Origin of the sequence: Sinorhizobium meliloti, assembly GCF_017876815.1 — a bacterium.
Lineage (GTDB): Bacteria > Pseudomonadota > Alphaproteobacteria > Rhizobiales > Rhizobiaceae > Sinorhizobium > Sinorhizobium meliloti.
Genome location: NZ_JAGIOS010000001.1, coordinates 931,619 through 957,464, shown reverse-complemented (window position 1 = coordinate 957,464; position 25,846 = coordinate 931,619). Strand labels below are relative to the sequence as shown.

The 25,846-nt window shown below is 62.9% G+C and carries 27 protein-coding genes; 13 read left to right on the top strand and 14 right to left on the bottom strand.

Annotated elements, in window-relative coordinates:
- The first annotated feature begins 100 nt into the window (after positions 1–100).
- Together JOH52_RS04585 and JOH52_RS04580 are read left to right on the top strand one after the other, a co-directional pair.
- On the top strand, positions 101–559 hold the full coding sequence (locus tag JOH52_RS04585; RefSeq protein ID WP_010968525.1) for an Rrf2 family transcriptional regulator: 459 nt from the start codon (positions 101–103) through the stop codon (positions 557–559).
- On the top strand, positions 549–1,454 hold the full coding sequence (locus JOH52_RS04580) for an NAD(P)/FAD-dependent oxidoreductase (protein WP_010968526.1): 906 nt from the start codon (positions 549–551) through the stop codon (positions 1,452–1,454). The genes JOH52_RS04585 and JOH52_RS04580 overlap by 11 nt, the downstream gene beginning before the upstream one ends.
- 117 nt (positions 1,455–1,571) lie before the next feature.
- Here JOH52_RS04580 and JOH52_RS04575 read toward each other — a convergent pair whose 3' ends face one another.
- From JOH52_RS04575 to ubiE, 4 genes are all read right to left on the bottom strand, one after another.
- Positions 1,572–2,177, bottom strand: coding sequence for an ankyrin repeat domain-containing protein (locus JOH52_RS04575; RefSeq protein WP_010968527.1), 606 nt, complete (start codon positions 2,175–2,177; stop codon positions 1,572–1,574).
- Between the two features lie 104 nt (positions 2,178–2,281).
- Positions 2,282–3,061, bottom strand: coding sequence for an SDR family oxidoreductase (locus JOH52_RS04570; protein ID WP_013845020.1), 780 nt, complete (start codon positions 3,059–3,061; stop codon positions 2,282–2,284).
- A gap of 87 nt (positions 3,062–3,148) precedes the next feature.
- The gene (gene ubiB, locus JOH52_RS04565) at positions 3,149–4,723 is read right to left on the bottom strand and encodes a 2-polyprenylphenol 6-hydroxylase (RefSeq protein ID WP_010968529.1); all 1,575 of its coding nucleotides are present in this window, start codon (positions 4,721–4,723) and stop codon (positions 3,149–3,151) included.
- A 4-nt stretch (positions 4,724–4,727) separates the two neighbouring features.
- Positions 4,728–5,504: a bifunctional demethylmenaquinone methyltransferase/2-methoxy-6-polyprenyl-1,4-benzoquinol methylase UbiE gene (gene ubiE / locus JOH52_RS04560; RefSeq protein ID WP_003527766.1), complete on the bottom strand. Its 777-nt coding sequence runs from the start codon at positions 5,502–5,504 to the stop codon at positions 4,728–4,730.
- A 181-nt stretch (positions 5,505–5,685) separates the two neighbouring features.
- Between ubiE and mutM the strand changes: the two genes are divergently transcribed.
- The 8 genes from mutM to JOH52_RS04520 all read left to right on the top strand — a co-directional run bounded on the left by mutM (position 5,686) and on the right by JOH52_RS04520 (position 13,534).
- Positions 5,686–6,591, top strand: coding sequence for a bifunctional DNA-formamidopyrimidine glycosylase/DNA-(apurinic or apyrimidinic site) lyase (mutM, locus tag JOH52_RS04555; RefSeq protein WP_010968531.1), 906 nt, complete (start codon positions 5,686–5,688; stop codon positions 6,589–6,591).
- Positions 6,592–6,648: 57 nt separating this feature from the next.
- Entirely contained in the window at positions 6,649–7,422 is a 774-nt protein-coding gene (locus JOH52_RS04550; protein WP_017266325.1) for an enoyl-CoA hydratase, read from the top strand.
- 191 nt (positions 7,423–7,613) lie between these two features.
- On the top strand, positions 7,614–7,880 hold the full coding sequence (gene rpsT, locus JOH52_RS04545; protein WP_003527759.1) for a 30S ribosomal protein S20: 267 nt from the start codon (positions 7,614–7,616) through the stop codon (positions 7,878–7,880).
- Between the two features lie 835 nt (positions 7,881–8,715).
- Entirely contained in the window at positions 8,716–10,329 is a 1,614-nt protein-coding gene (dnaA, locus tag JOH52_RS04540) for a chromosomal replication initiator protein DnaA (RefSeq protein WP_013843849.1), read from the top strand.
- A gap of 123 nt (positions 10,330–10,452) precedes the next feature.
- On the top strand, positions 10,453–10,827 hold the full coding sequence (locus JOH52_RS04535; protein WP_003527752.1) for a YciI family protein: 375 nt from the start codon (positions 10,453–10,455) through the stop codon (positions 10,825–10,827).
- Positions 10,824–12,095 carry an RNA polymerase sigma factor gene (locus JOH52_RS04530; RefSeq protein ID WP_010968534.1) on the top strand — a complete coding sequence of 424 codons (1,272 nt, stop codon included), beginning with the start codon at positions 10,824–10,826 and terminating at the stop codon, positions 12,093–12,095. Before JOH52_RS04535 ends, JOH52_RS04530 begins: the two co-directional genes overlap by 4 nt.
- 74 nt (positions 12,096–12,169) lie before the next feature.
- Entirely contained in the window at positions 12,170–12,652 is a 483-nt protein-coding gene (locus JOH52_RS04525) for an SRPBCC family protein (protein WP_010968535.1), read from the top strand.
- Positions 12,653–12,667: 15 nt separating this feature from the next.
- Positions 12,668–13,534 (top strand): nuclear transport factor 2 family protein, encoded by an 867-nt coding sequence (locus tag JOH52_RS04520; RefSeq protein WP_010968536.1) that lies wholly within the window; start codon positions 12,668–12,670, stop codon positions 13,532–13,534.
- Positions 13,535–13,550: 16 nt separating this feature from the next.
- On the opposite strand, the gene hemW is transcribed toward JOH52_RS04520, so the two are convergent.
- The 4 genes from hemW to rph all read right to left on the bottom strand — a co-directional run bounded on the left by hemW (position 13,551) and on the right by rph (position 16,788).
- Entirely contained in the window at positions 13,551–14,732 is a 1,182-nt protein-coding gene (gene hemW / locus JOH52_RS04515) for a radical SAM family heme chaperone HemW (RefSeq protein WP_010968537.1), read from the bottom strand.
- An 11-nt stretch (positions 14,733–14,743) separates the two neighbouring features.
- A complete protein-coding gene (rdgB, locus tag JOH52_RS04510; protein WP_010968538.1) occupies positions 14,744–15,388 on the bottom strand; it encodes an RdgB/HAM1 family non-canonical purine NTP pyrophosphatase in 645 nt (214 codons plus the stop codon).
- Positions 15,389–15,418: 30 nt separating this feature from the next.
- Positions 15,419–15,832, bottom strand: a complete 414-nt coding sequence (locus JOH52_RS04505) for a VOC family protein (protein ID WP_010968539.1) — start codon at positions 15,830–15,832, stop codon at positions 15,419–15,421.
- A 236-nt stretch (positions 15,833–16,068) separates the two neighbouring features.
- Positions 16,069–16,788, bottom strand: coding sequence for a ribonuclease PH (gene rph / locus JOH52_RS04500; protein ID WP_003527732.1), 720 nt, complete (start codon positions 16,786–16,788; stop codon positions 16,069–16,071).
- Positions 16,789–17,045: 257 nt separating this feature from the next.
- Here rph and hrcA point away from each other — a divergent pair, with 257 nt between their 5' ends.
- Together hrcA and grpE are read left to right on the top strand one after the other, a co-directional pair.
- Positions 17,046–18,125 carry a heat-inducible transcriptional repressor HrcA gene (hrcA, locus tag JOH52_RS04495; RefSeq protein ID WP_003527730.1) on the top strand — a complete coding sequence of 360 codons (1,080 nt, stop codon included), beginning with the start codon at positions 17,046–17,048 and terminating at the stop codon, positions 18,123–18,125.
- Between the two features lie 158 nt (positions 18,126–18,283).
- On the top strand, positions 18,284–18,910 hold the full coding sequence (gene grpE, locus JOH52_RS04490; protein ID WP_003527728.1) for a nucleotide exchange factor GrpE: 627 nt from the start codon (positions 18,284–18,286) through the stop codon (positions 18,908–18,910).
- 339 nt (positions 18,911–19,249) lie between these two features.
- On the opposite strand, the gene ptsN is transcribed toward grpE, so the two are convergent.
- From ptsN to lptC, 6 genes are all read right to left on the bottom strand, one after another.
- Positions 19,250–19,714, bottom strand: a complete 465-nt coding sequence (gene ptsN / locus JOH52_RS04485) for a PTS IIA-like nitrogen regulatory protein PtsN (RefSeq protein ID WP_003527726.1) — start codon at positions 19,712–19,714, stop codon at positions 19,250–19,252.
- 174 nt (positions 19,715–19,888) lie between these two features.
- The gene (hpf, locus tag JOH52_RS04480; RefSeq protein WP_003527725.1) at positions 19,889–20,461 is read right to left on the bottom strand and encodes a ribosome hibernation-promoting factor, HPF/YfiA family; all 573 of its coding nucleotides are present in this window, start codon (positions 20,459–20,461) and stop codon (positions 19,889–19,891) included.
- Positions 20,462–20,739: 278 nt separating this feature from the next.
- On the bottom strand, positions 20,740–22,284 hold the full coding sequence (rpoN, locus tag JOH52_RS04475; protein WP_107010395.1) for an RNA polymerase factor sigma-54: 1,545 nt from the start codon (positions 22,282–22,284) through the stop codon (positions 20,740–20,742).
- A gap of 175 nt (positions 22,285–22,459) precedes the next feature.
- The gene (lptB, locus tag JOH52_RS04470; protein WP_371070287.1) at positions 22,460–23,266 is read right to left on the bottom strand and encodes an LPS export ABC transporter ATP-binding protein; all 807 of its coding nucleotides are present in this window, start codon (positions 23,264–23,266) and stop codon (positions 22,460–22,462) included.
- Positions 23,267–23,285: 19 nt separating this feature from the next.
- Positions 23,286–23,846: an LptA/OstA family protein gene (locus JOH52_RS04465; protein ID WP_003527719.1), complete on the bottom strand. Its 561-nt coding sequence runs from the start codon at positions 23,844–23,846 to the stop codon at positions 23,286–23,288.
- Between the two features lie 31 nt (positions 23,847–23,877).
- Positions 23,878–24,546 carry an LPS export ABC transporter periplasmic protein LptC gene (lptC, locus tag JOH52_RS04460; RefSeq protein WP_010968541.1) on the bottom strand — a complete coding sequence of 223 codons (669 nt, stop codon included), beginning with the start codon at positions 24,544–24,546 and terminating at the stop codon, positions 23,878–23,880.
- A 340-nt stretch (positions 24,547–24,886) separates the two neighbouring features.
- Between lptC and sppA the strand changes: the two genes are divergently transcribed.
- Positions 24,887–25,846: a signal peptide peptidase SppA gene (gene sppA, locus JOH52_RS04455; RefSeq protein ID WP_010968542.1), complete on the top strand. Its 960-nt coding sequence runs from the start codon at positions 24,887–24,889 to the stop codon at positions 25,844–25,846.

Genomic DNA, 25,846 nt, shown 5'->3' with positions numbered 1-25,846 from the left:
TACTCGACCGGCTTGCCGCACGCAATTGCGCGCCTGATTTCGAGTGCAGACCAGATTTCGAAGCTTGACTTTCCCGGCGTCACGTAACACATTGAGTTACATGAAACGCGATAGCAGACTCTCCATTACCCTGCATGCGCTCCTCCACATGGCGGAGCGTGAAACCATCACCTCGGAGGAACTGGCAGCCTGCCTCTCCACCAATCCCGTCGTGGTCCGACGAACCATGGCGGGTTTACGGGAAGCGGGTCTCGTCCGCTCCGAAAGGGGGCATGGGGGAGGCTGGTCGCTCGTGCGCGATCTCGCAACGATCAGCCTTGCGGACGTGCATGCCGCGCTCGGTGAACCGGCCGTATTTGCAATCGGCAACCGAACCGAGGCTCCCGGCTGCGTGGTGGAGCAGGCGGTCAATGCCGCGATGGACGGGGCGCTCCGGGATGCCGAGGCGCTTCTCATGCAGCGATTGGAACGAATAAGCCTGGCGGATCTTTCAAACGATTTCCAGCGACGAATCGCCATTCGTCGCCAGCAGATGAAGGAGCAGAACCATGGCGGTTGATGTGATGCCGGTAGATGTGGCGATCGTGGGTGGAAGCTATGCGGGGCTGTCGGCGGCACTCCAATTGGCCAGAGCCAGACGCTCTGTTGTCGTCGTCGATGCGGGCGCGCGCAGGAACCGCTTTGCCGAATCGTCGCATGGGTTCCTCAGCCGGGACGGCGAGGCGCCGGCGGCGATCGCGGCGCACGGCCGCGAACAGTTGCTGGCCTATCCCAATGTGCGTTTCGTCGAAGGAACGGCCGATACGGCGGGCCGCGACGGGGCCAATCTGGTCGTCTCGGTGCAGGGCGAAAATATCGCGGCGCGGCGGCTGATCCTGGCAACGGGCGTGGTCGATGAATTGCCGTCGATACCGGGACTTCAGGAACGCTGGGGCCGCGCCGTCTTTCACTGCCCCTATTGCCATGGCTATGAGCTCGGGCAGGGCCGCATCGGCGTTCTCGCAACCGGTGAGCACAGTTTTCACCAGGCCATGATGCTGCCGGACTGGGGGCCGACCATCCTGTTCGCCAATGAAGCGTTCGAGCCCGACGCCGCTCAGGCCGCCATGCTGGAAGCGCGCGGTGTGGAGATCGAAAGGGAGAGGGTCGTCGCCGTTGACGGCGCGAAGGCGAGCGTGGTTCTGGATGGCGGCCGGTCCGTTTCCCTCGAAGGCCTGTTCGTCGCGTCGCGCACCCGCATGGCGAGCGATCTGCCTGCAGCGCTCGGCTGCGAATTCGAGGACGGACCGCTCGGACCCTATATCCGGACGAACGAGGCAAAGGAGACGAGCGTCGAGGGCATCTATGCCTGCGGCGATGCCGCGCGGGGCGCGGGCTCGGTCTCGCATGCGGTCGGCGATGGCGTCACGGCAGCCGTGGCCGCGCATAAGTCACTGATTTTTGGCGTGCATTAGATCACGATGTTTTTGGGTCGGTTCGACCTGAAAACATGAATGTGATCGATTCCAAAAAATTAGAGCGGGATGCGGGCGGAAAACCGCACACACTTTTCCTCATCCCGCTCTAAGCCTTCATTCCGCAGTTTGATGAGCGCCGGCGGCGAGAAGGAGGCGCTCGATCTGCCGGAACCCTCGCCTTTTTGCATGGGCAAGGGGCGTAACGCCGTCGCCGTCTGCCAGATCGACATCGGCACCGGCCTCGATCAGCAGCCCGACGATCTCCGTATGGCTGTCGCCTCCGTTACCGAGGATGATCGCCTCGAGGAGCGCCGTCCAGCCGAGGCGGTTTACATGATCGACGGCAACGCCGGCATCGATCAGCGTCTTCACGGTTTCGACATGGCCGCGCTCGGCGGCGGGGATGAGGGCGGTGCCGCCGTAGCGGTTGGTGCTCTCTAGATCGGCGCCATGCGCGAGCGTCATCTTCAGTATTTCGAGACGGCCGCGCGCGCCGGCATAGAGATAAGGGCTGTCCTCGATGCGGTCCTTGGCGTTGACGTCGGCGCCGGCCGCGATGAGGACCCTTGCGGCCTCGATATTGTTCTCATGAGTGGCGATGAGCAGGGCCGTCGCGCCTGTTTCGTCGCGCGCATCCGCTTGTGCGCCGCGCTCTACGAGAGCGCTGATTTCGGCGGCATTGCCCAGCCGGGCGGCCGTGAGGAGTTCTTTATCCAGCATGGCGGCCCTCGCGATCCCTGTTAGACTGAAAAGAATGACGAGAGCGGTGACGGCGCAGCACCGCAGGCCTCGTGCCGCCGGTCTCTGAAGCGGGATGAGCATGGTCAGAGCATCGAACGGCTGAGCCCGCCGTCGACAGGCAGCGCAATCCCGGTGATGTAAGCGGCCTGCCGGCTTGCGAGAAAGGCTGCGGCAGCACCGAACTCGGCCGGCGTCCCGTAGCGCCCGACCGGAATTTCCGACTGGCTGCGCGCTGCAACGGTTTCGACGCTGACGCCTTCGGCCTCTGCATCCATGCGATCGAAGCCCAGCGTCCGGTCCGTTGCGAGCCTGCCGGGCAGGAGCATGTTGACGGTCACGCCGTCGGCTGCCACCTCGCGGGCGAGTGTCTTCATCCAGCCGGCAAGCGCGCTGCGCAGCGCATTGGACGCCGTCAGGCCGGGGATCGGCTCGCGGATGCTGGTGGAGGCGACGGCGACGATGCGGCCGAAGCGGCGCTCCCGCATGGACGGCAGCAGGCGGTGGGCGATGCGCATGCCGGAAAGCACCATCGCCTCGAACTGAGCCCGCCAGAAGCCGGGATCGATGTCGGCAGCATTCGTCGGCGGCGGACCGCCACCGTTCAGTACCAGAATATCGACCTGTCCGAATGCGGAGGAGAGCCGATCGAGGAAGGGGTCGACGATTTCAGGCTTTGCAAGGTCGAGCGAAAAGCCGGCAGCGTCCGGGCCGATTTCCGCTGCGGCCTTGGCTGCGGTTTCTTCGTTCCGGCCGGTCAGCGCGACCGCAACGCCTTCCGCCGCGAGCGCTTCGGCGATACCGCGCCCGAGCCCCTTGCTGCCGCCGAGAACGAGCGCCCTTTTGCCGCTAATGCCGAGATCCATATTCCTTCCTCCTGCTTTGATCGTTGGCGCCTCTTGGCTGCCGGGCACTTCTCTCCGGCAGGCTGGCAAGGAGGCCCGCCGCTCCGCTCACGCAAGCTGCCAGGCGATGTAGACGAGCGCCGCCGCGATAACCCATAGTGCGATACGGCCCGAGCGCGTATGGCGCGCCTCGGACCTGCCGATCGCTTCCGCGGTCTCCGGATCGAAGCGCAGGCCGTTCTCGCTCATCGCCATGATTTCCCCGGAGAAGCGTTCCGTCCGCGCCGCAATCTCGGGCAGCGCTTCGGCAACCCGGAGCGCCGCATGAATGCCGTCGCGCAGATCGGCGACGATGCGTTTCGGCCCGAGATTGTCCCTTATCCACTTGCCGACCACCGGTTCGGACGCCTTCCACATGTTGAAGCGCGGATTGAGCGTTCGGGCGACGCCCTCGACGACGACCATCGTCTTCTGCAGCATCACCAGTTCGGGACGCGTCTGCATGTCGAAAAGTTCGGTGACCTCGAACAGAAGCGTCAGCAGTTTCGCCATCGAGATCGTCTCGGCCGGCTGGCCGTGGATCGGCTCGCCGATGGCACGGATCGCCTGGGCGAAGCTTGCGGCGTCGTGGTGCGAGGGAACGTAGCCGGCCTCGAAATGCACGTCCGCGACGCGCTGATAGTCGCGCATGATGAAGCCGTAGAGGATCTCGGCCAGGAAGCGGCGTTCCTTCCGGCCGAGGCGGCCGACGATGCCCATGTCGACGGCGACGATATGGCCTGCCTCGTCGACGAACAGGTTGCCCTGGTGCATGTCCGCATGGAAGAAGCCGTCCCGGAGCGTGTGGCGCAGAAAGGACTGGATCAGCGTTTCGGCCAGGCGGTTCAGGTCATGGCCGGCCCGTTTCAGCCCTTCGATGTCCGACATCTTGATGCCGTCGATCCATTCCATCGTCACGACGTCGCGGCCGGTGCGCTCCCAATCGACCCTGGGCACGCGAAACCCGGAATCCTCCCTGGTGTTCTCGCCAAGTTCGGAAAGCGCCGCGGCCTCGAGCCTCAGGTCCATTTCGACCTTGGTCGTCTGCTCCAGCGTCTTCGTCACTTCGACCGGCCTCAGGCGGCGCGTATAGGGCAGGAATCGCTCCTGCATGCGCGAGACCAGGTACATGGCCTCGATGTCGGCCACGAAGCGCTGGCGCACCCCCGGGCGGATGACCTTGACGGCCACCCTTTCGCGCGTGCCGTCGCGCATGACCACGGCGGGATGGACCTGGGCGATCGATGCGGCTGCGATCGGTTCGGAGAATTCGAGGAAGAGCTCACCGACGGGGCGCCCGAGAGACGCCTCTATCGCCGCCCTGGATGCGCTCTCCGGAAAGGTGGCCATGCGGTCCTGGAGCAGCGACAGGTCGGCGGCAAGTTCGGCGCCGACCACGTCCGGGCGCGTCGCCAGAAACTGGCCGATCTTGACATAGGAAGGGCCGAGCCGTTCCACCGCCCGGGCGAGGCGGCCGCTGCGCGCACCGAGCCGGGCCTCGCGGCTGGCAAGCAGGCCGGCGAGCTTCTGGACGAAGCGTGCGAGCGGGGGCAGGTGTTCGGAGGGGACTGCCGCAAACGCATTCTCGCGCGCAAGGACCCAGCCGATCCGTATGAGACGGAAATATGCTCCGGGAGTGCTCATGCGCTCAGATTTTCCAGCCGGAATGCAGCGCTGCGATGCCGCCGGTATAATTGGTGAAGGAGACGCGCGCGAAGCCGGCATCGCGGATCATGGCGGCGAAATCACGCTGGTTCGGAAACTTGCGGATCGATTCCACCAGATACTGGTAGGGCGCATCGTCGCCGGTGATGAGCTTTCCGAATTTCGGAATCGCATTGAAGGACCAGGCATCGTAGAAGCGGTCGAGCAGCGGCATTTCCACTTCGGAGAATTCGAGCACGAGCAGCCGGCCGCCGCGCTTCAGCACGCGGTAGGCCTCCTTGAGCGCGACCTCTATGCGCGGCACGTTGCGGATGCCGAAGGCGATCGTGTAGGCGTCGAAGGAATTCGCCGCGAAGGGCAGGTCTTCGGCGTTGGCCTCGACGAAGTCGAGATTGGCTTCGATCCCCTTCTTGCGGGCGCGCTCGGCGCCGACCGAGAGCATCGAGCCGTTGATGTCGAGCACGGTCGCATGGGCCTTGCGCCCGGAGCGCTCGACGATGCGGAAGGCGATGTCACCGGTGCCGCCGGCGACGTCGAGAACCCGATAGTCCTCGCGGCCCGGCGGGTTGAGCGCCGCGATCATCGCATCCTTCCAGACCCGGTGCAGCCCGGCCGACATCACGTCGTTCATGATGTCGTAGCGTTTGGCGACCTTGTGGAAGACGTCGTTGACGAGCGGCTGCTTCTCGCCCGTGCCGACTTCGCGGAAACCGAATGAGGTCTCCATTCCGCCCCTCGCCGATACGCGCTCATCCGCCATACGAAACTCCACTTCAACGAATTTTGCCGGCACCATAGCGAAATCGCTCCGTGCACGCTATCTGAGCGAGAGGCGACCGGCTGCCGGATGGAGCGGGATATAGGCTATCGGCGGCGTCATGGGAATGGCGTGCCGCTCACGCGGGCGGGTGCGATGAATAAAGGATGAAGGAACACGGCCGATGCCGGAATTGCCCGAGGTGGAAACGGTCAAGCGCGGACTGGCGCCGACGATGGAGGGTGCGCTTCTGGTGCGGGCGGAGTTGCGCCGGCCGGATCTGCGCTTTCCGTTCCCCGAGAATTTCGCGAACGCGGTCGCGGGCCGCCGGATCATCGCCCTCTCGCGGCGCGCCAAATATCTGATGATCGAGCTCGAGGGCGGCGACGTCATCATCGCCCATCTCGGCATGTCCGGCTCGTTCCGGATCGAGAAGGGCCCGATAGAGGCTGGTGCGGATCCGGCCACGCCCGGCGCTTTCCACCACCCGCGCGGCAAGGACGAGAAGCACGATCATGTCGTCTTCCATCTCGATGGCGGCTCCGGGCCGGCACGGGTGATCTATAACGATCCGCGTCGCTTCGGTTTCATGGATCTGGCACGGCGCTCTGCGCTCGCCGACCACGTCTTCCTCCGCGGCCTCGGCGAGGAGCCGACCGGCAATGCCCTCGATGCCGCCTATCTCGCCACCCGTTTCGCCGGCAAGATCCAGCCGCTGAAAGCCGCTCTTCTCGACCAGAGGACGATCGCGGGGCTCGGAAATATCTATGTTTGCGAGGCGCTGTGGCGCTCGGGCCTCTCGCCGAAAAGGTCGGCAGGCACGCTCGTCGACAAGCGGGGCCGCCCGAAACAGGCGCTGATCGCGCTGACGGAAAGGATCCGCGCCGTGATTGCCGATGCGATCGCCGCCGGCGGCTCCTCGCTCAAGGATCACATTCAGGCGGACGGCAGTCTCGGCTATTTCCAGCACAGCTTCTCCGTCTATGACAGGGAAGGCGAGGCTTGCCGCACGCCCGGCTGCCACGGTACGGTCGCCCGCATAGTACAGGCGGGACGTTCGACTTTTTACTGTCCGCACTGCCAGAAATAGGGCGGCATGGCACATTCCGCTCTTCAATCTTCCGACAACGCGTGAAGGAGATGGGGAATGAGTTACGAGACGTTGCTGGTCGAAACGCAGGGCCGCGTGGGCCTGATCACGCTCAACCGTCCGCAGGCGCTCAATGCGCTGAATGCGGTGCTGATGCGCGAGCTCGATGCCGCGCTGAAGGCCTTCGACGCCGACAGGGCCGTCGGCGCCATCGTCCTTGCCGGCTCCGAGAAGGCCTTTGCCGCCGGCGCCGACATCAAGGAGATGCAGGGGCTCGATTTCGTCGACGGTTACCTCGCCGATTTCCTTGGCGGCTGGGAGCATGTCGCGAACGCCCGCAAACCGATGATCGCCGCCGTATCCGGTTTCGCGCTCGGCGGTGGCTGCGAGCTCGCCATGATGTGCGACTTCATCATCGCCTCCGAAACGGCGAAGTTCGGCCAGCCGGAGATTACGCTTGGCGTCATTCCCGGCATGGGTGGATCGCAGCGCCTGACCCGCGCAGTCGGCAAGGCGAAGGCCATGGACCTCATTCTCACCGGCCGCATGATGGACGCGGCGGAGGCGGAGCGCTCCGGGCTGGTTTCGCGCGTGGTGGCTCCGGACAGGCTCCTGGAGGAGGCGCTCGGCGCCGCGGAGAAGATCGCGTCATTCTCGCTGCCGGCGGCGATGATAGCCAAGGAGGCCGTCAACCGCTCTCTGGAACTGACGCTCGCCGAGGGCCTGCGCTTCGAGCGGCGGCTCTTCCAGTCGCTTTTCGCAACGGAGGACCAGAAAGAGGGCATGGCCGCCTTCGTCGCCAAGCGCAAAGCCGAATTCAAACACAGATGAGCCATGGACAGGACTCGGTTTTCTCAAATTGCGCGTTGACGTGCGGGCGGTTTCCCTTTATACGCCGCCCTCAGTTTGGAACGCCCTCGTTCGAGGCTTTCCGATAATACTCCCGAATTGCTTGTATGACAGGTCGCAGTGACCCGGCACGGCGAGGCGGAGTCCATGTCAGTTTTCGAAGAGAGGCATCAATGGCCAATACAACTTCGGCGAAAAAGGCGACCCGCAAGATCGCACGCCGTACCGCAGTGAACAAGGCCCGTCGTTCGCGCATCCGCAGCTTCGTCCGCAAGGTCGAAGAGGCGATCGCTTCCGGCGATCAGGCACTCGCAGCCGCCGCCCTGAAGGCGGCACAGCCGGAGCTGATGCGCGCCGCCACGAAGGGCGTAATGCATTCCAACACGGCATCGCGTAAGGTCTCGCGACTGGCGCAGCGCGTGAAGAGCCTTTCGGCCTAACCCGGCTAAGAAAAAAGCTGTTGATGAAGTGCCCGGCGTTTTCGCCGGGCTTTTCCGATTCGTGCCGCCGCCAACGGCCTGCGCGATTGACCTTGCCACGCTCGTGTCAATCCCGTGACAAAAAAATTCTAAGCTTTTCAATAGCTTATGAGAGGTTGCGGCAAAAATGTGGTCTGGCGGGGCGGGCGGATTGAGTCCGAAGTGAGTCAAGCCATTTTTTATTTTTTTTCTTTTTCGCCAGCTAAGCAAGAACGCAAAAAACAAAACCCTTGATTCAACAGGGATTCTCGCCGGACTCGGGGAGCGGGATGCAAAACCCGGCACGAGAGTCAACTGTCGACGCTTACGGGCGGGTAAAAAACGCGATTGATCTTGCCGGGCGATCCTGCCTAAATGCCTTCCACAGGGGACACAGATTACATCTGTACGAGGAAGTTTAAGGGTCATTCCAATCGGGGTGACTTTGGGCTTTCCGTCGCCTGTGGCGGGGTTAATTCCACGTCGATCAATCAAACAAGTCGAGACGATAAAACCGGGCGAGCCTTCGCACCGGAGCGAGGACGTTTCGTCTTGTGGTTGCCGGCAGGGCTTAGCCTTGTGAATGCGTTGGAGCAGGAAGAAGGAGGCTCGGGCTGTCCGCTACGTACGAGGGTGCGGTCAGCCGGCAACGAGGAAAAACGGTTCCGGTCGGCTTGAAAAGAGCCGTGCAGAATCGGTAAGGCGAAGTGCGAGGGGACATTTGCTTGAGGCGAAGGCAAGCGAATGAGCGCAGCGTGCCGTGGCGGGATATGAGGAGCCCGGTTCGGTGCGTATCAGAGCGTCCGGCTGACGCGGCATGGCTTTCGAGCGGCCGTGGCGGGCGGGCATAAAAGATGAGGCCGCCAGAAATGACGGCATCGGAATAATGAAATTGGAAGGCGGCAAGATGCGGATGAATTTGGCGACGGCACCTGGAGGTTTTCAGGCCGGAAGCAATCAGTCTCAGGCGGCGGGGGAAAAACACGACATGCGGCATGACGCACTGTTTGAGCGGGTAAGTGCGCGCTTGAAAGCCCAGGTCGGTCCGGATGTCTTCGCAAGTTGGTTTGGACGCCTCAAGCTCCATTCAGTGTCGAAAAGCGTCGTGCGCCTCTCGGTCCCGACGACTTTTCTGAAGTCCTGGATCAATAATCGCTATCTCGATCTGATCACCACGCTCGTCCAGCAGGAGGACAGCGAGATACTGAAGGTGGAGATCCTCGTGCGCACCGCGACCCGCGGTCATCGCCCGACGGCTCCTGAAGAGAGCGTTGCCGCGGCTGCCGAAGCGGCGGTCGTCCCTCCCTCCCGCCGTTCGGCGGCCCCCACCGTGGCAATTGCCGCCGCTGCGGTTGCGGCAGCTCCGGCGAGACCCGTCCAGGCGCCGCTTTTCGGCTCGCCGCTCGATCAGCGCTACGGTTTCGATAGTTTCGTAGAGGGCTCGTCGAACCGGGTCGCGCTCGCGGCAGCGCGTACGATTGCCGAGGCCGGCGCCGGCGCCGTGCGCTTCAATCCGCTTTTCATCCATTCGAGCGTTGGTCTCGGCAAGACGCATCTTCTGCAGGCGATCGCTCTCGCGGCCCTCCAGAGTGCGCGCGCGCCACGCGTCGTCTATCTGACGGCCGAATATTTCATGTGGCGTTTCGCAACGGCGATCCGCGACAATGACGCGCTGTCGCTGAAGGAATCGCTTCGCAACATCGACCTTCTCATTATCGACGACATGCAGTTCCTGCAGGGCAAGTCGATCCAGCACGAGTTCTGCCATCTGTTGAACATGCTGCTCGACTCCGCCAAGCAGGTGGTCGTCGCCGCGGACCGTGCACCCTGGGAGCTGGAATCGCTCGACAGCCGTGTTCGCTCGCGCCTGCAAGGCGGCGTGGCGATCGAGATGGAAGGGCCGGACTACGAGATGCGCCTGGAAATGCTGAAGCGTCGTCTCGAAGCGGCGCGCCAGGACGATGCCTCGCTCGAGATTCCGCTCGAGATACTGAGCCATGTCGCCCGCAACGTGACAGCCAGCGGCCGCGAACTCGAGGGCGCCTTCAATCAGCTTCTCTTCCGCCGCTCCTTCGAGCCGCAGCTTTCGATCGAGCGGGTCGACGAACTGCTCGGCCATCTCGTCAATGCCGGGGAACCGCGCCGCGTCCGCATCGAAGATATCCAGCGCGTCGTCGCCAAGCATTACAATGTCTCGCGTCAGGAGCTGGTCTCCAACCGCCGCACCCGCGTCATCGTCAAGCCGCGCCAGATCGCCATGTATCTGTCGAAGACACTGACCCCGCGCTCCTTCCCCGAGATCGGCCGCCGCTTCGGCGGGCGCGACCACACGACCGTGCTCCATGCTGTGCGCAAGATCGAGGAACTGATTTCTGCCGACACCAAGCTCAGCCACGAGATCGAGCTTTTGAAGCGACTGATCAACGAATAGAGGCAGGAAAGCCCGACGTTACGAAAGCCCGGTCCGCCGGGCTTTTTTGTTGAGCGTTTTTTTCGCCCCGCTTGTCGGCTATCAATAGCGCCATTCGTCTTCAGACCAGAGCGGAGATTTTCAATGCTTTACGCCGTGCTTTGCTACAACGATGAAAGCGTCACCAGTGCCTGGAGCAAGGAGGAGGACGAGAGGGTCATGCGTGATCTGAGCGCCGTCCAACGCAAATATGTCGAAGCGGGCAAGCTGGGGCCCGTCGCGCGCCTGGTGCCGACGACGGCGGCGGCGACGCTGCGCCACAGCGCCGGCGAGACGATCGTCATGGACGGCCCCTTCGCCGAGACCAAGGAACAGTTGCTCGGCTTCTATCTGATCGATTGCGCCTCGCTGGATGAGGCGCTCGACTTCGCGCGCGATCTGAGTAACGCCAATCCGAGCACGGGCTCCTACGAGGTCCGGCCGCTCGCGCTTTATAAACCCGGTGAGCTGCCCTCATGACCGACACAGGCTGGATCGATCTTGCTCTTGTTTCCGCGCGGCCGCAGGCAATGGGTGCGCTGCTGCGTTACTTTCGCAATCTCGATCTGGCGGAGGAGGCGTTCCAGGAGGCCTGTATCCGTGCGCTGAAAAACTGGCCCCGCACCGGTCCGCCGCGCGATCCCGCCGCCTGGCTCATCTTCGTCGGCCGCAACAGCGGCATCGACAAGGTGCGGCGGCAGTCGCGCGAGACGGCACTGCCGCCGGAGGAACTGCTCTCCGATCTCGACGACCGGGAGAGTGAACTCGCCGATCGCCTCGACGGGGCGCATTACCGCGACGACATCCTGCGGCTGCTCTTCGTCTGCAGCAACCCGGCGCTTCCGGCAACCCAGCAGATCGCGCTTGCACTGCGCATCGTATCGGGGCTCTCCGTCAGGCAGATCGCCCGTGCCTTTCTCGTCAGCGAAGCGGCGATGGAGCAGCGCATCACCCGCGCCAAGGCCCGCGTCGCAGCCGCCGGCATCCCGTTCGAGACACCCGATGCCGTCGATCGCGCCGAGCGGCTCGCAGCGGTCGCGACGATGATCTACCTTGTCTTCAACGAGGGCTATTCGGCGATGAACGGCCCCGAGGGCGTCTCCGCCGATCTTTGCGACGAGGCGATCCGCCTGTCGCGGCTGCTGCTGCGGCTGTTTCCCGCCGAGCCGGAAATGATGGGGCTGACGGCGCTTCTGCTGCTCCAGCATTCGCGCGCCCGCGCGCGCTTCGATGCCAATGGTGCCGTCGTCCTGCTCGAAGATCAGGATCGGCGGCTCTGGAGCCGGCCGATGATCACCGAGGCGCTGGCGATGATCGACAAAGCAATGCGCCATCGCCGCCCCGGTCCCTACCAGATACAGGCAGCAATCGCGGCCCTGCATGCCCGCGCCGAACGTCCGGAGCAGACGGATTGGGAGGAGATCGACCTCCTCTACCAGGCGCTCGAGCGCCTGCAGCCCTCGCCGGTCGTCACGCTCAATCGCGCGGTCGCGGTCTCGAAACGCGAGGGACCGGAGGCCGCACTGGCGATGGTGGAGCCCCTTGGGGAGAGGCTTTCCGGCTATTTCTATTATCACGGCCTGCGCGGCGGCCTTTTGAAGCAGCTCGGCCGGGCATGCGAGGCGCGCACCGCCTTCGACCGGGCGATCGCACTGGCCACCAACGCGTCCGAAGCGGCCTATATCCGCATGCAGCTCGATCACCTCGCGGCCGAGCCGGCGACGGTCGCGGAAGAAGAAAAGCGATAAATTTTTTCTGGCCCCTGTCGGCAGGCGGCATCCTCCTTCGTCCTTGGAATGAACCAACATGGAGGATTTCGAAAATGACTGCAGCGACCGACACCAATTCCGGCGGCGAACGCGAACTGGTTCTGACACGGCTGATCGATGCCCCGCGCGAGAAGGTCTACCGGGCCTTCACGGAAGCCGAGCTTCTGAAGCAGTGGTTCGCTCCTCTGCCGTGGACGATCACGGAAGCGGAGCTCGACGTCAGGGCGGGCGGCACCAACCGCTTTGTCATGCGTTCGCCCGAGGGTGAACTCTATCCTAATCAGGGCGTCTATCTGGAAGTCGTGCCGAACGAGAAGATCGTCGTCACCGATGCCTTTACGGAAGCCTGGAAGCCGTCCGAGAAGCCGTTCATGACGGCGGTCATGACCTTCGAGAACGAGGGCGGCAAGACCCGCTATACGGCCCGCGCGCTCCATTGGAGCGTCGAGGACCGCGATGCCCATGAGAAGATGGGCTTCCACGAGGGCTGGGGCCAATGCGCCGATCAGCTTGCGACGCTCGTTGCGAAACTCTGAGAGGAGGACCGGGTCATGACCATTACCGAGAGCAGGAATGCGGCCGTTGCGGAGATCGAGGAGGTAATCGGGGACTGGGCGGAGGCGCTGCGCCGGAAGGATGCCGCCCGCGTCCTCGCCCACGGCACGGAAGATTGCCTCGTCTTTTCGCTGGCGCCCCCCCTCAAGGCTTCCGACGCAGATGCCGGCGGCCTTGAGCAGTGGTTTTCCACGTGGAAAGGGCCGCTCGGCTTCACCCTCGAGGAGCTCGACGTTTCGGTGAGCGGCGACGTCGCCTTCGCCACTGCGCTGACGCATCTTTCCGGCGAGAAGCACGATGGCCAGAAGGCGGCGCTCTGGTATCGCCTGACCTTGGGCCTGACACGCACCGACAGGGGATGGAAGATCGCCCATCAGCACGAATCCGTCCCCTTCTACATGGACGGAAGCTTCAAGGCGGCGATCGATCTCGATCCCCGGTCCGAGGTCGACTGGCAAGCGCCGTCGCGCCCGCCCATGCCCGGCGTCATCGCCTATCTCAACGTGGAGGATGCAGATGCGGCGGCGGCCTTCTATGTCCGCGCTTTCGGCGCCAAGGAGGAGGACCGCAAACATGCCCAGGATGGAAAGCGCCTCATCCACTGCCACCTGACGATCAATGGCGGCGCATTGATGCTGAACGATCCTTTCCCGGAATTCGGCCATCCCTGGAAGCCGCCGGAGGGCTTCGTGCTGCACCTCGTCGTCGACGACGCTGATTTCTGGTGGAATCGGGCGGTGGAGGCCGGCGCAGAGGTGACGATGCCGCTGGAGATCGCATTCTGGGGCGACCATTACGGCCAGCTCCGGGATCCCTTTGGAGTTACCTGGGGGATCGTCGCACCGGTGAAGGAAGGCGGCTGAGCCGCTCGGCCCGCGATCAGCAGGCGAGGTCGGCCACCACGGCGTCGAGGATCAGCATTCCGGCGGGCGTGCAGCGCAGCCGAGAATTGCCGATCCGCTCGATGAAACCATGCTCGATCAGGAATTCTTCCCGGGCCGGATCCGGATCGCGGCCCGAGAGGGTCTGCCAGCGGGCGAGATCGACGCCTTCGCGCAGCCTCAACCCCATCAGCAAAAGCTCATCGGCCTGCGCCTCGAAATCGAGCAGTTCCCGCTCGACCAGGCCTTCGCCGCACTCTTCGACGCGTTGCAGCCATGCCTCCGGGTTGCGCTCGGTTGCGGTCGCGATCTTGCCTGATCCGATCGCCAGCCGCCCGTGGGCGCCGGGGCCGATGCCCGCATAGTCGCCGTAGCGCCAATAGGTGAGGTTGTGCCGGCTCTCGGCCCCCGGCCGGGCATGATTGGAGACCTCATAGGCCGGCATGCCGATATCAGCGGTGATCTCCTGCGTGGCCTCGTAGAGAACCGCCGACTGCTCGCCATCCGGAACGACGAGTTTCCCTGCCTTGTGCAGGCCGTAGAAGGGCGTCCCTTCCTCGATGGTAAGCTGGTAGAGCGACAGATGATCGACGGCGTAGGAAACCGCCTCCTTCAGCTCCCGCTCCCATTCCTCGACCGTCTGGTTCGGCCGCGCATAGATAAGGTCGAAGGACATGCGCGGAAAGATCTCGCGCGCGAGCCGTATCGCCTTCAGCGCATTCTCGACATCGTGCAGCCGTCCGAGAAATTTGAGGTCACGGTCGTTGAGAGCCTGTACGCCGAGCGAGACGCGGTTGACGCCGGCCGCCCGATAGCCGCGGAAGCGCGTCGCCTCGACGCTGGACGGGTTCGCCTCCATGGTGATCTCGATGCCATCAGGCACGTGCCACTGCCGGGCAATGCCGTCGAGGATCGCCTCCACCGTCCGAGGGTCCATCAGAGACGGGGTACCCCCGCCCATGAAAATGCTGGTGACGGTTCTCGGACCGGAAAGCGCGCGCACCGCGGCCATTTCCTTCAGGAATGCGGCGACGAAGCGAGGCTGATCCACCGGCTGATGGCGCACATGGCTATTGAAGTCGCAATAGGGGCATTTCGCCGCGCAGAAGGGCCAGTGCACATAGACCCCGAAACCGGGGTCCATGCCGTCACCGATCGCTGAAAGCGGGGCTATCTGCATTGTCTTCCTACTCAGGCGCCGAGACAGGTTTCGGCGAACAGCTTGAATGCGCGGGCGCGGTGCGACAGGGCCTCGGAATCGCCCGGCTTCCAGCCATGCTTCTCCTCCGCACTCATTTCGCCGAATGTGGTGTCGTAGCCCTTCGGTTGGAAGACCGGATCGTAGCCGAAGCCGCTGGTGCCGCGCGGCGGCCAGACGACATAACCCTCGACCTCGCCGCGAAAGAGCTCGACATGCCCGTCCGGCCAGGCAAGGCAGAGAACGGACACGAAGCGTGCGGTACGGCTTTCGGGCTTCACCGCACCCTTGGCGCGGAGCGCCTCTTCGACCTTCTCCATGGCCATCTGGAAGTCGCGGCTGCCGTCCTCACGTTCGGCCCAGTTGGCCGTGTAGACCCCGGGGGCGCCGCCGAGCGCGTCGACGGCAAGGCCGGAATCGTCCGAAAGCGCCGGCAGTCCCGAGGCCTTGGCCGAGGCGAGCGCCTTGATGGTCGCGTTCTCCTCGAAGGTCGTGCCGGTCTCATCCGGCTCGACGAAATTGAGATCGGCTGCCGATTTCGCTTCGAAGCCGAGCGGCCCGATGAGATCGCGGATCTCACGGATCTTGCCGGCATTATGGCTCGCGACGACGAGCGTCTTGTCGATCAGTCTGCGCATCTATTCCGTTCCGTTCAGATACTGCCGAAATCAATCCTTGGCCCAGAGGCCCGCTTCCGCGCATTCCAGGCTGTTGCCGGCCGGATCGCGGAAATAGAAGGAGCGGGCGCCGTTCGGCCAGCGGATATCCGCCTCGATCTCGACCCCGGCCGCCTCCAGTTTCGCCTTCCAGCCGTCGAGCGCCTCGGCGGCGACCCGGAAGCACATGTGCCCGTTGCCCTTCGTCCCGTGCGGAGGCACGGGAAGTGCGCCCGGTGCAGGCGGCTTCACCGTCTCCGCGGGGTTGAAGATCAGGAGCACGCCATCGCCGCAACGGAAGAAGACATGGCGGCTGCCGGCGCGGGTGATCCTTTCAAGGCCGAGGACCGTTCCGTAGAAGGCCTCGGCCTCGTCGAGATCGTCCGCGTAAAGCGCGGTCTCCAGAATGCCTTCGAATGTCGGCACCGGACCTGTTCCTCTCAAGTGATCCAGAGCACTTCCGGAAAAGCCGTGACGGTGTTCCGTCCGGAAGTGCGTATTGTCGAAGCGTTAGATCATCTCACTGCTTCAGTGAAGCAGAGAGCGGTCTAGAGCGGGATGAGGAAAAGTGCGCGCGCTTTTCCGCCCGCATCCCGCTTCTCAACTTCTTGGTTCCGATCACGTTCATGTTTTAGGTCGACCCGACCTAAAAACATCGTGATCTAGCCTGCTATCGCCTGCTTCTGCATTTCGACGAGTTCGGCAATGCCGTTCTTGGCGAGCAGCATCAGGCTTGCGAATTCTTCTTCGCTGAAGGGCTTGCCTTCCGCCGTTCCCTGGATCTCGACCAGGCCGCCGCTGCCCGTCATCACGAAATTGGCATCCGTCTCCGCAGCCGAGTCTTCCAGATAATCGAGGTCGATAACCGGCTGATTGGCGAAGATGCCGCAGGAAATGGCGGCCACATGATCTTTCAAGACCTTCTCCAGCTTGACCATGTTGCGCGCCTCCATCCACTTCAAACAGTCGTGGAGGGCGATCCAGGCGCCGGTGATCGACGCGGTGCGCGTGCCGCCGTCGGCCTGAATCACGTCGCAGTCGATCGAGATCTGACGTTCGCCGAGCGCCGGAAGATCGACGACGGCTCTGAGCGACCGCCCGATCAGCCTCTGGATCTCCTGCGTGCGGCCGCTCTGCTTGCCGGTCGCCGCCTCGCGCCTCATGCGCTCGCCGGTCGCCCGCGGCAGCATGCCATATTCCGCGGTGATCCAGCCTTTGCCGCCGTTGCGCAGCCAAGCCGGAACTTTTTCCTCCAGGCTCGCGGTGCACAGAACATGCGTGTCGCCGAAGCGTACCAGGCAGGATCCTTCCGCATGCTTGGAGAAACTGCGCTCGAACGAGACCTTGCGCATTTGGTCGGTTTTTCTACCGGATGGCCGCATCGTCAACTCCTGTCGATCCCGACTGCATGCTTCCTTGGGTCCTGTTCGGTTCAAGGACAAGAACATGCAGAATTCAAAGTGCTCCAGCGGCCTTTGCGCGTCTGAAGACGCGCGGCGCTTTCGTGAGCCTTCTAGATCATGGCGTAGGCAAAGGGAACCGCTTGATGTCGAAGCTTCGCAGTGATTTTTCCCTTTTGCCATTCCCCGCGCGGATCACTATATTCTTTCCGGACACAGAATACTGATCACGGAGTGACATGGTACTGCGCAACCCTGGAACGAAGGGGATCGCATCGGCGCTGGACGAGCGCTCCGGCGAGATCTTCCGCCGCATTGTCGAGAGCTATCTGGAAAGCGGGGAGCCGCTGGGCTCGCGCAATCTCTCGCGGCTGTTGCCGGTGTCGCTGTCGCCGGCCTCGGTTCGCAACGTGATGAGCGACCTCGAGGATCTGGGCCTGATCTATTCCCCCCATGTCAGCGCCGGCCGGCTTCCGACGCAGCTGGGCCTGCGCTTCTTCGTGGACGCCTTCATGCAGGTGGGCAATCTCTCGCCGGAGGAACGCGCCTCGATCGAAAGGCAGGTTCACCCGGGAAATCGGGACAGGTCGGTCGAAAACCTTCTTACCGAGGCGAGCCAGATGCTGTCCGGCATGTCGCGCGGCGCAGGTCTCGTAATCACCACCAAGAGCGATCCCGTCCTCAAGCATGTCGAGTTTATCCGGCTGGCGCCGACCAAGGCGCTGGCGGTGCTCGTCGGCGAGCACGATCAGGTGGAGAACCGCATCATCGAGCTGCCCGCCGGGATCACCAGCGCCCAGCTCACCGAAGCGGCGAACTTCGTCAACGCTCACCTTGCCGGTCAGACGATTCCCGAATTGCGGACGCAACTGGAAAAGGTCAAGGAGACGGTGCGCGGCGAGCTCGACGCGCTCTCGCAGGACCTGGTCGAGCGTGGGCTAGCGATCTGGTCCGGAAGCGAGGGCGACGGCCAGCCGGCGCGGCTGATCGTCAGGGGCCGCGCCAATCTGCTCGAAGGATTGGAAGGGACGGACGACATCGAGCGGCTGCGTATGCTCTTCGATGACCTCGAAAAGAAGGACAGCCTGATCGAGATCCTCAACCTCGCCGAGAGCGGCCCGGGCGTGCGCATCTTCATCGGTTCCGAAAACAAGCTGTTTTCGCTTTCCGGTTCCTCGCTGATCGTCGCTCCCTACCGCGACAGCGACGACCGCATCGTCGGCGCGGTCGGTGTCATCGGGCCGACCCGGCTCAACTATTCCCGCATCGTTCCCATGGTCGATTACACCGCCCAGCTCATGTCGCGGCTGTCGCGCTGAGCGAATCCTTTTGATCGATGAAGCAATCGACCCTTGATTTTTCGGGCCCAAACATCGATATCGGGCTTCAAATCCAGGCAACAGTACGTTCAAGCAAAGCGACTTCCGCTGGTTTGATGATGCCGAACACAGCAAAAGACAGAAATTCGGAGAACGTCATGACCGACGAAACGAACAAGAACGGACCCGAGGCCGCGGCGCCTGAAGAATTCGAAACAGCCGCTGAGCCGCAAGCTGCGGAAAAGCCGGAGGCGGATGCTTCCACGACCGCGCCGGATCCGCTTGAGCTTGCCAGGGCCGAGAGTGCGGAACTGCGCGACAAATATCTTCGCCTTGCTGCGGAGATGGACAATCTGCGCCGGCGCACCGAACGTGATGTGAAGGACGCGAAGTCCTATTCCGTCGCGGGCTTCGCGCGCGACATGCTGGCGGTCTCCGACAACCTGCGCCGCGCGCTGGATGCGATTCCGGCCGACGCCAGGGAGGCGGGCGATGCCGGCCTGAAAGCACTCATCGAGGGCGTGGAAATGACCGAGCGGTCGATGCTTGCGGCGCTCGAGCGTCACGGCGTGAAGCAGCTGGACCCCACCGGCCAGAAGTTCGATCCGAATTTCCACCAGGCCATGTTCGAGGTCCCGAACACCGAGGTTCCGAACAACACGGTCGTCCAGGTGGTCCAGGCAGGATACACGATCGGCGAGCGCGTCCTGCGCCCGGCGATGGTCGGCGTTGCCAAGGGCGGCCCGAAAGCAGCCACCTCTGAAAGCGAGACGCCTGCTGCTTAGAGCGGGATGAGGAAAGGTGTGTGCGGTTTTCCGCCCGCATCCCGCGTCTCAACTTCTTGGAATCGATCACGTTCATGTTTTTACAGCGCCGCGCGTCTTATCAGACGCGCAAAGGTCGCTGTAACACTTTGATCTGCTGCAATGTTTTTGTCCTTTAATCGGATACGATTAAAGGAAACATGCAGTAGGTCGACCCGACCTAAAAACATCGTGATCTGACGGCGCATGAATGCGATTTGCGAAGGGCCGCGCACTCTGCAAGGTGCACGGCCCTTCGGCGTTGTTCGAATTGCCGCATGCTCTTCCAACCGGCTCCGGTAGGCGGCAGGCAGAAGATATTCAGGCAGCGTGCGAGGTCGTGTCGTCGCTAAGCAGCGTGTAGATCGCGCTTGCCGAGTCGCTCGCTCGGATACGCGACACCATGTCATGGTCGCGCAGCACGCGCGCGATGCGCGAGAGCGCCTTCAGGTGGTCGGCGCCGGCACCTTCCGGTGCAAGCAGCAGAAAGACGAGGTCGACCGGCTGGTCGTCCAAGGCCTCGAAATCGACCGGCGCATCGAGCCGCGCAAAGATGCCGACGATCGACGGAAGATTGCTAAGCTTGCCGTGCGGGATGGCGATGCCGTTGCCCACACCGGTCGAGCCGAGTCGTTCTCGCTGCAGGATGACGTCGAAAATCTCCCGCTCCGGCAGACCGGTGAGCTTCGATGCTTTTGCCGCCAATTCCTGAAGGAGTTGCTTCTTCGAGTTGGCCCTCATGGCCGGGATGATCGCATTTTGATGCAGCAAGCCTGCCAATGCCATTCTTTTATCCTCGTTCGCCGGTTAGAGCCTGGCAATCTCATCACAAATGCGCCGTGATGGCTCTACCCATCTTTGTCTTGGCGGTTCGAATGCACAGAAAAGTCGAGCCTTTCCGCCGTCCCGCTGATCGGAAAGACGGGGGACGCCAGTCCGGCTGGCTTCCCCCATCCCCACTCATGCCTTGATATTGGCGGCGTCGATCCAGCCAATATTCCCATCGTTGCGCCGATAGACGATGTTCAGGTCATCCTTGCCGGGGCTGCGGAACATCAGCACCGGTTCATCCGTCATGTCCAAGGCCATAACGGCGTTGGCGACGGACATTGTTCTCAACTGTTTCGTAGTTTCGGCAACGATCGTCGGTGCATAATCGTCGGGAACTTCCTCGTCCTCGAAGGGCACCGAGTCCATCACTCGATAGGCCACCTCGGTGGAATTCTGCCCGTTGCCGTTGTGATGGTCCTTGAGCTTGCGTTTGTAGCGCCGGAGCCGCTTCTCGATGCGCTCCGAAGCCGCGTCGAAGGCTGACTGTGGTTCGTTCGCCTGGCCGTTTGCCTGCAATACCACGCCCGTATCGAGATGAAGCTTGCAGTCGGCGCTGAATCGCGACCCTGACTTTTCCACAGTGACCTGGCTCGAATATCCTCCGTCGAAATATTTGGTTACGGCCTGCTCGATCTGCTCGCCGATGCGGACGCGAAACGAATCGCCGATTTCCATATGTTTACCGGATACACGCACACTCATGGAGTTTCCTCTCTTGTTCGTGAATTGCGTGCCCAGTCTATTCCAAGCGCTCCCGTCATCCAAGCACTTCAGCGACCGGAGTCCTGAACGACCGAAATCGTGAGCGCGCGCTGCCTCGCGGAGTTCTATCTCAGGCAAGCGCGGCGGCCTCATATCCGCTGTACCGCGGAGAGTCAATTGCGCGTCGTGGAATTAAACGTTCATCAGGCCCCGGCGGTTCCGCCGGCCAGAGCCCAAAGCGCAACCCGGCTTACGCGCTTGCGGCCTGCCGGCAGCGCTCAGAATCCCGCGGCCTTGGCCAGCGCCCGCTTCTCGCGGCGGCGCTGGACGGAGGAGGGGATGCTCATCGCCTCGCGATATTTTGCGACGGTGCGTCTGGCGATATCGACGCCGGCCTGCTTGAGGACGTCGACGATGTCGTCGTCCGAGAGCACGGCATCGGCGCTTTCCTGATTGATCATCGTGCGGATGCGATGGCGCACGGACTCGGCCGAATGTGCATCGCCGTTTTCCGCCGAGCCGATCGAGACCGTGAAGAAATATTTCAATTCGAAGAGCCCGCGCGGGGTCAGCATGTATTTGTTGGAGGTGACCCGGCTCACCGTCGACTCGTGCATCTTGATCGCGTCCGCGACGATCCTGAGGTTCAGCGGGCGCAGGTGGCCGACGCCGTGGATGAGGAAGGCGTCCTGCTGCCGGACGATTTCGCTCGCCACCTTCATGATCGTCCTGGCGCGCTGATCGAGGCTGCGCGTCAGCCAGTTGGCATTCTGCAGGCACTCGTTGAGAAAGGCCTGTTCGCCGCTGTTCTTCCGGCTGGAGCGCGATATTTCTGTGAAATAGTCGTGGTTGACGAGAACCCGGGGCAGGGCATCCGGATTGAGCTCAACAAGCCAGCCGCCATCGGGTGCGGCGCGCACGACGACGTCGGGAATGATGGCCTCGAACACACCGGTTTCGAAGCTGGTGCCCGGTTTCGGATCGAGCTTGCGGATCTCGGCGAGCATATCGATCAGGTCTTCCTCGTCGACGCCGCAGATCTTCTTGAGGCTTGCGAAATCGCGCCGTGCCAGGAGCTCGAGATTGGCCACGAGCGCTTCCATCGCCGGGTCGAGACGATTGCGGGCGCGCAGCTGAATGGCAAGACATTCGCCAAGCGTGCGCGCGAAGACGCCCGGCGGATCGAACTGCTGAAGCATGTGCAGCACGCGCGCCACGTCCTCGCCTGCCGCGCCCAGCGTCTCCGCGGTCTCGGCGAGGTCGGCGTGCAGGTAGCCGGCATCATCGAGCTGGTCGATGAAATACCGGGCGATCAGCCGATCGGAGACAGCGCTGAGTGCGAAGGGCAGCTGCTCGGCGAGCGTCTCCCTCAACGTCTTGCGGCCGCCAACGAAATCGTCGAGATCGTATCCCTCTGCGTCGCCGGCACCCGGCATGGATTTCCATTGGCCGAGAAGCTCGGGCGCATCCGCCCGCTGCGGCGCCGTATCGTCGGGGAAGACGTTGGCGAAGTCGGCGTCAAGGCCTTCGCTGAGCCTCTCGCCGGATCTCGACATGGCGCTGTCGTAAAGGTCGCTCTGACCTGCCGCCTCGTCGGTTTCGCCGCCGGTCTCCGCCGGATGCGGACCGGCATCCTCGCGATCCGATATCGTTGGCTCATCGGCCGGCTGGACCTCCAGCAGCGGGTTCTTCTCGACTTCCTGCGCGATGAAATGGCTGAGCTCCAGATGGTTCATCTGAAGCAGCTGGATCGACTGCATCAGCTGCGGCGTCATGACCAGCGACTGCGACTGTCTCAGATGAAGGCTGGCGGACAAGGCCATGCTGGTGTGAAACTCCCGTCGAGTTCTCCGAGCCGTGTCCGCTTGGACGGGCCCATCTTCTTAGTTGGCCCAAAAATTGCTTATTACTGGAATTTGGTCAAGCGTGGACGGCGGCGGAGGTGCCGATTCAGCCGGCGGTCGTCCGTTCTGCCGGAATGCACGTCGCCGGCAGGCATCAGAGGCTGAAATTGTCGCCGAGATAGAGCCTGCGCACGTCCGGATTGGTGACGATGTCGTTGGCGCGGCCATGCGTCAGCACTTCGCCGGCATGGATGATATAGGCCCGATCGATCAGCCCCAGCGTCTCGCGCACATTGTGGTCGGTGATGAGGACGCCGATGCCGCGCGAAGTGAGGTGGCGCACAAGCGCCTGGATATCTGCGACGGAGATCGGGTCGACGCCCGCAAAGGGTTCGTCGAGCAGCATGAAGGTCGGGTCGGTCGCAAGCGCACGGGCGATTTCGAGGCGCCGACGTTCGCCGCCCGAAAGTGCAATGGCCGGCGATTTGCGCAGGTGGGTGATCGAAAATTCACCAAGCAGATCGTTGAGCTTGCTCTCGCGGCGGTCGACGTTCTCGTCGTGAACCTCCAGAACCGCGCGGATGTTATCCTCGACCGTCAGCCCGCGAAAGATCGAGGCCTCCTGCGGCAGGTAGCCGACGCCCAGGCGCGCCCGGCGATACATGGGCATCGTCGTGACGTCGTTGCCGTTGATCTCGATCGAGCCCTCGTCCACCGGCACCAGGCCGGTGATCATATAGAAACAGGTCGTCTTGCCTGCGCCGTTCGGGCCAAGCAGGCCGACAGCCTCACCACGGCGCACGACGAGCGAGACACCGTTGACGACGCGGCGCGAGCGGTAGGACTTCGTCAGGCCCCGGGCAATCAGCGTGCCGTCGTAGCGCGCCTTGTCGACCGCGCGGGCAGCTGCCGCTGCCGCCGACGGCTTTTTGCCCCGTTTGCGTTTGTGGAGGAAAGGAATCTGCACGAGCGGGTCTATGTCAGTTCGTCTTGCGGGACTGCGGATCGAGTTGGATCTGTACGCGGCCGCCGCAGGCGTCGAGCTGCGCTTCGCCGGTGTCCATCTGGACGTTCAACTGGCAGCCCACGAAGACATTCTTGCCTTCCGACAGCACGACCTTCTTGCCCTTGAGCACGATGGTCTGGTTGGTCAGGTTGACGATGCCGCTTTCGCCCGTCGCCTGCTGCGCACCGGAGCTGAGGAACACCTTGTTGCTGACCTCGATCCGATCGATATCGGCGTTGCCGCTGGTGACCGAGCCGCCGCCCGCCTTGTAGAAGACGGTCATGTTGCCGGCCTGCAGCGTCGTCGTGCCCTGGACGACCTTCACATTGCCGGTGAAGATTGCCTTGCTCTCCGGATCCTTGATCTCCAGCTTGTCGCTCTCGATCTGGATCGGCTGGTCGTTCGAAAGCTGAAGGCCCTGCATGCGACTGGAGGTTGCCTGCGCGAGGGCGGCGGAAGCAATCAGCGAAGCGCCGAGCCCGGCCACGGCCAGAGCGGCTGAAATCCTAAAGAGAGCGGCAGGTTTGACCGACATGGCTGCAGGGGATCCTGTTCTTGGGGTCCTGTTATTTGGCGTTTTTGCGAATGGCGCTGGGTTCGATATTGACCCTTACCATGCCTTCGAATGTTACGACACGTCCCTTATCTGTCATTCGCAGCTTCTGCGCAATGATCGATCCGCCCTTCATGCTGATGGCAATCGGGTGTTTCGTCTCCATTTCGCCGGCATTGATATCCAGATAGGCAGACTGGAAGTCGGCATTGACCCCATTATTCATGGAAATCGTGAACGGTGCGTTCATGTCGAGCGTATTCGCACCTCGGTCGTAAATGCCGCTCGTCGCATCGACCGTGGCGATCAGCGTATCGTTGACCGGCATCTCGGCGTGAATGGTCTCGAGCGTGATCAGGTTCGGATTGGCGATATCCTGAAGCGCCCGCTGGGCCTTCATCGAATAGCTGATATCCTGCTTGTTGCGGCCGGAGATCGCGGGGTTCTGCATGACGATCTTGCCGTTCTCTATCGTCGCCGTCTCGAGCTGCAGCTCTTCGGGCAGGAAGGCGCGCACGAAGGAAACGGTGACGAAGATCAGCGCAACCGCGCCGGCGATGAGCGGCAGCATGACTTTCAGGCGCCTTACGCGCGCCGAATGCCGCGCCGCCGAAGCATAGGCATCGGCAGAGCTCGTACCCACATCGGCGAAGATTGCGGGGGATCGGGCTTCGTTCAGCATCAAGAGCCTGTCAGTTTCGTCTGACCTCGGGCAGTCCGAGGGACACATATACATACATCGGCGTAAGCCACGGCGAATATGGTTATCTTGCTGCCGCCCGGCAATGGAGCGGCGCAAACTTTGCGTTGTAAGACAATCCGGCCGCAATATTCCATTCCGCCGGGCATGCTCTACTCCATGCCGCGTCAAACCCCAAGGGGTTTCATGCAGCAACTCGCGTCGGCCCGGCGCCTATTCCCGTGCGCCGCGTTGCAGACTACCCTAGCTTGCCGCGGCTGAGGCAGATAGCATGTTCCGTGGGAAACTGACAGAACCCCCTTACCAAAAATCGGAGACACCCATGGACGAACTCGCCATTGCCGACCGCCGCAGCCTGCGCAGAAAGCTGAGCTTCTGGCGTTGGGCGGCGGTGGCCGTCCTCGTCGCCGGCGGCCTCGCGCTGTTTGCCTTCTCGGGCTGGGGCGACGTAACGGAGCGTGCGCGCGATCACGTCGCGCGCGTCGCCGTCACAGGCCTTATTCAGGACGACCGGGAGCTGGTGGAGCGGCTGGAGCGGATCGCCGACAACCAGTCCGTCAAGGCGCTGATCGTGACGATCTCGTCACCGGGCGGCACCACCTATGGCGGCGAAGTCATCTACAAGGCCATCCGCAAGGTTGCCGAGAAGAAGCCGGTGGTCTCGGATGTGCGCACGCTTGCCGCTTCGGCCGGCTACCTGATCGCCCTTGCCGGCGATCGGATCGTTGCCGGGGAGACCTCGATCACCGGCTCCATCGGCGTCATTTTCCAGTATCCGCAGGTCAAGACCCTCATGGACAAACTCGGCGTGTCGCTCGAATCGATAAAATCGAGGCCTCTCAAAGCCGAACCGTCGCCGTTTCATCCTCCGAGCGACGAGGCGAGAGCAATGATTCAGGCAATGATCGACGACAGCTACGGATGGTTCGTCGATCTGGTCGCCGAGCGGCGCAAACTGCCGCGGCCGGAAGCGCTCGCCCTTGCGGATGGCCGGATCTTCACCGGGCGGCAGGCGCTGGAAGGCAAACTCGTCGACGAGCTCGGCGGCGATGATGAAATCCGGGCGTTCCTGGCCGAACGGAAGGTCTCGAAGGACCTTCCCGTCCTCGACTGGGAAGCACCGAGCGGCACGCTGTCCTTCGGCCTCGGATCGCTCCTGGCCGAATCGGTCAAGGCGTTGGGATATGAGGCTTTTCCGACGATGAAGAGCCTCGAAAAGACCGGCCTGGACAAGTTGTTTCTTGACGGTCTTGTTTCGGTTTGGCAGGTTGAAGGGCAATGA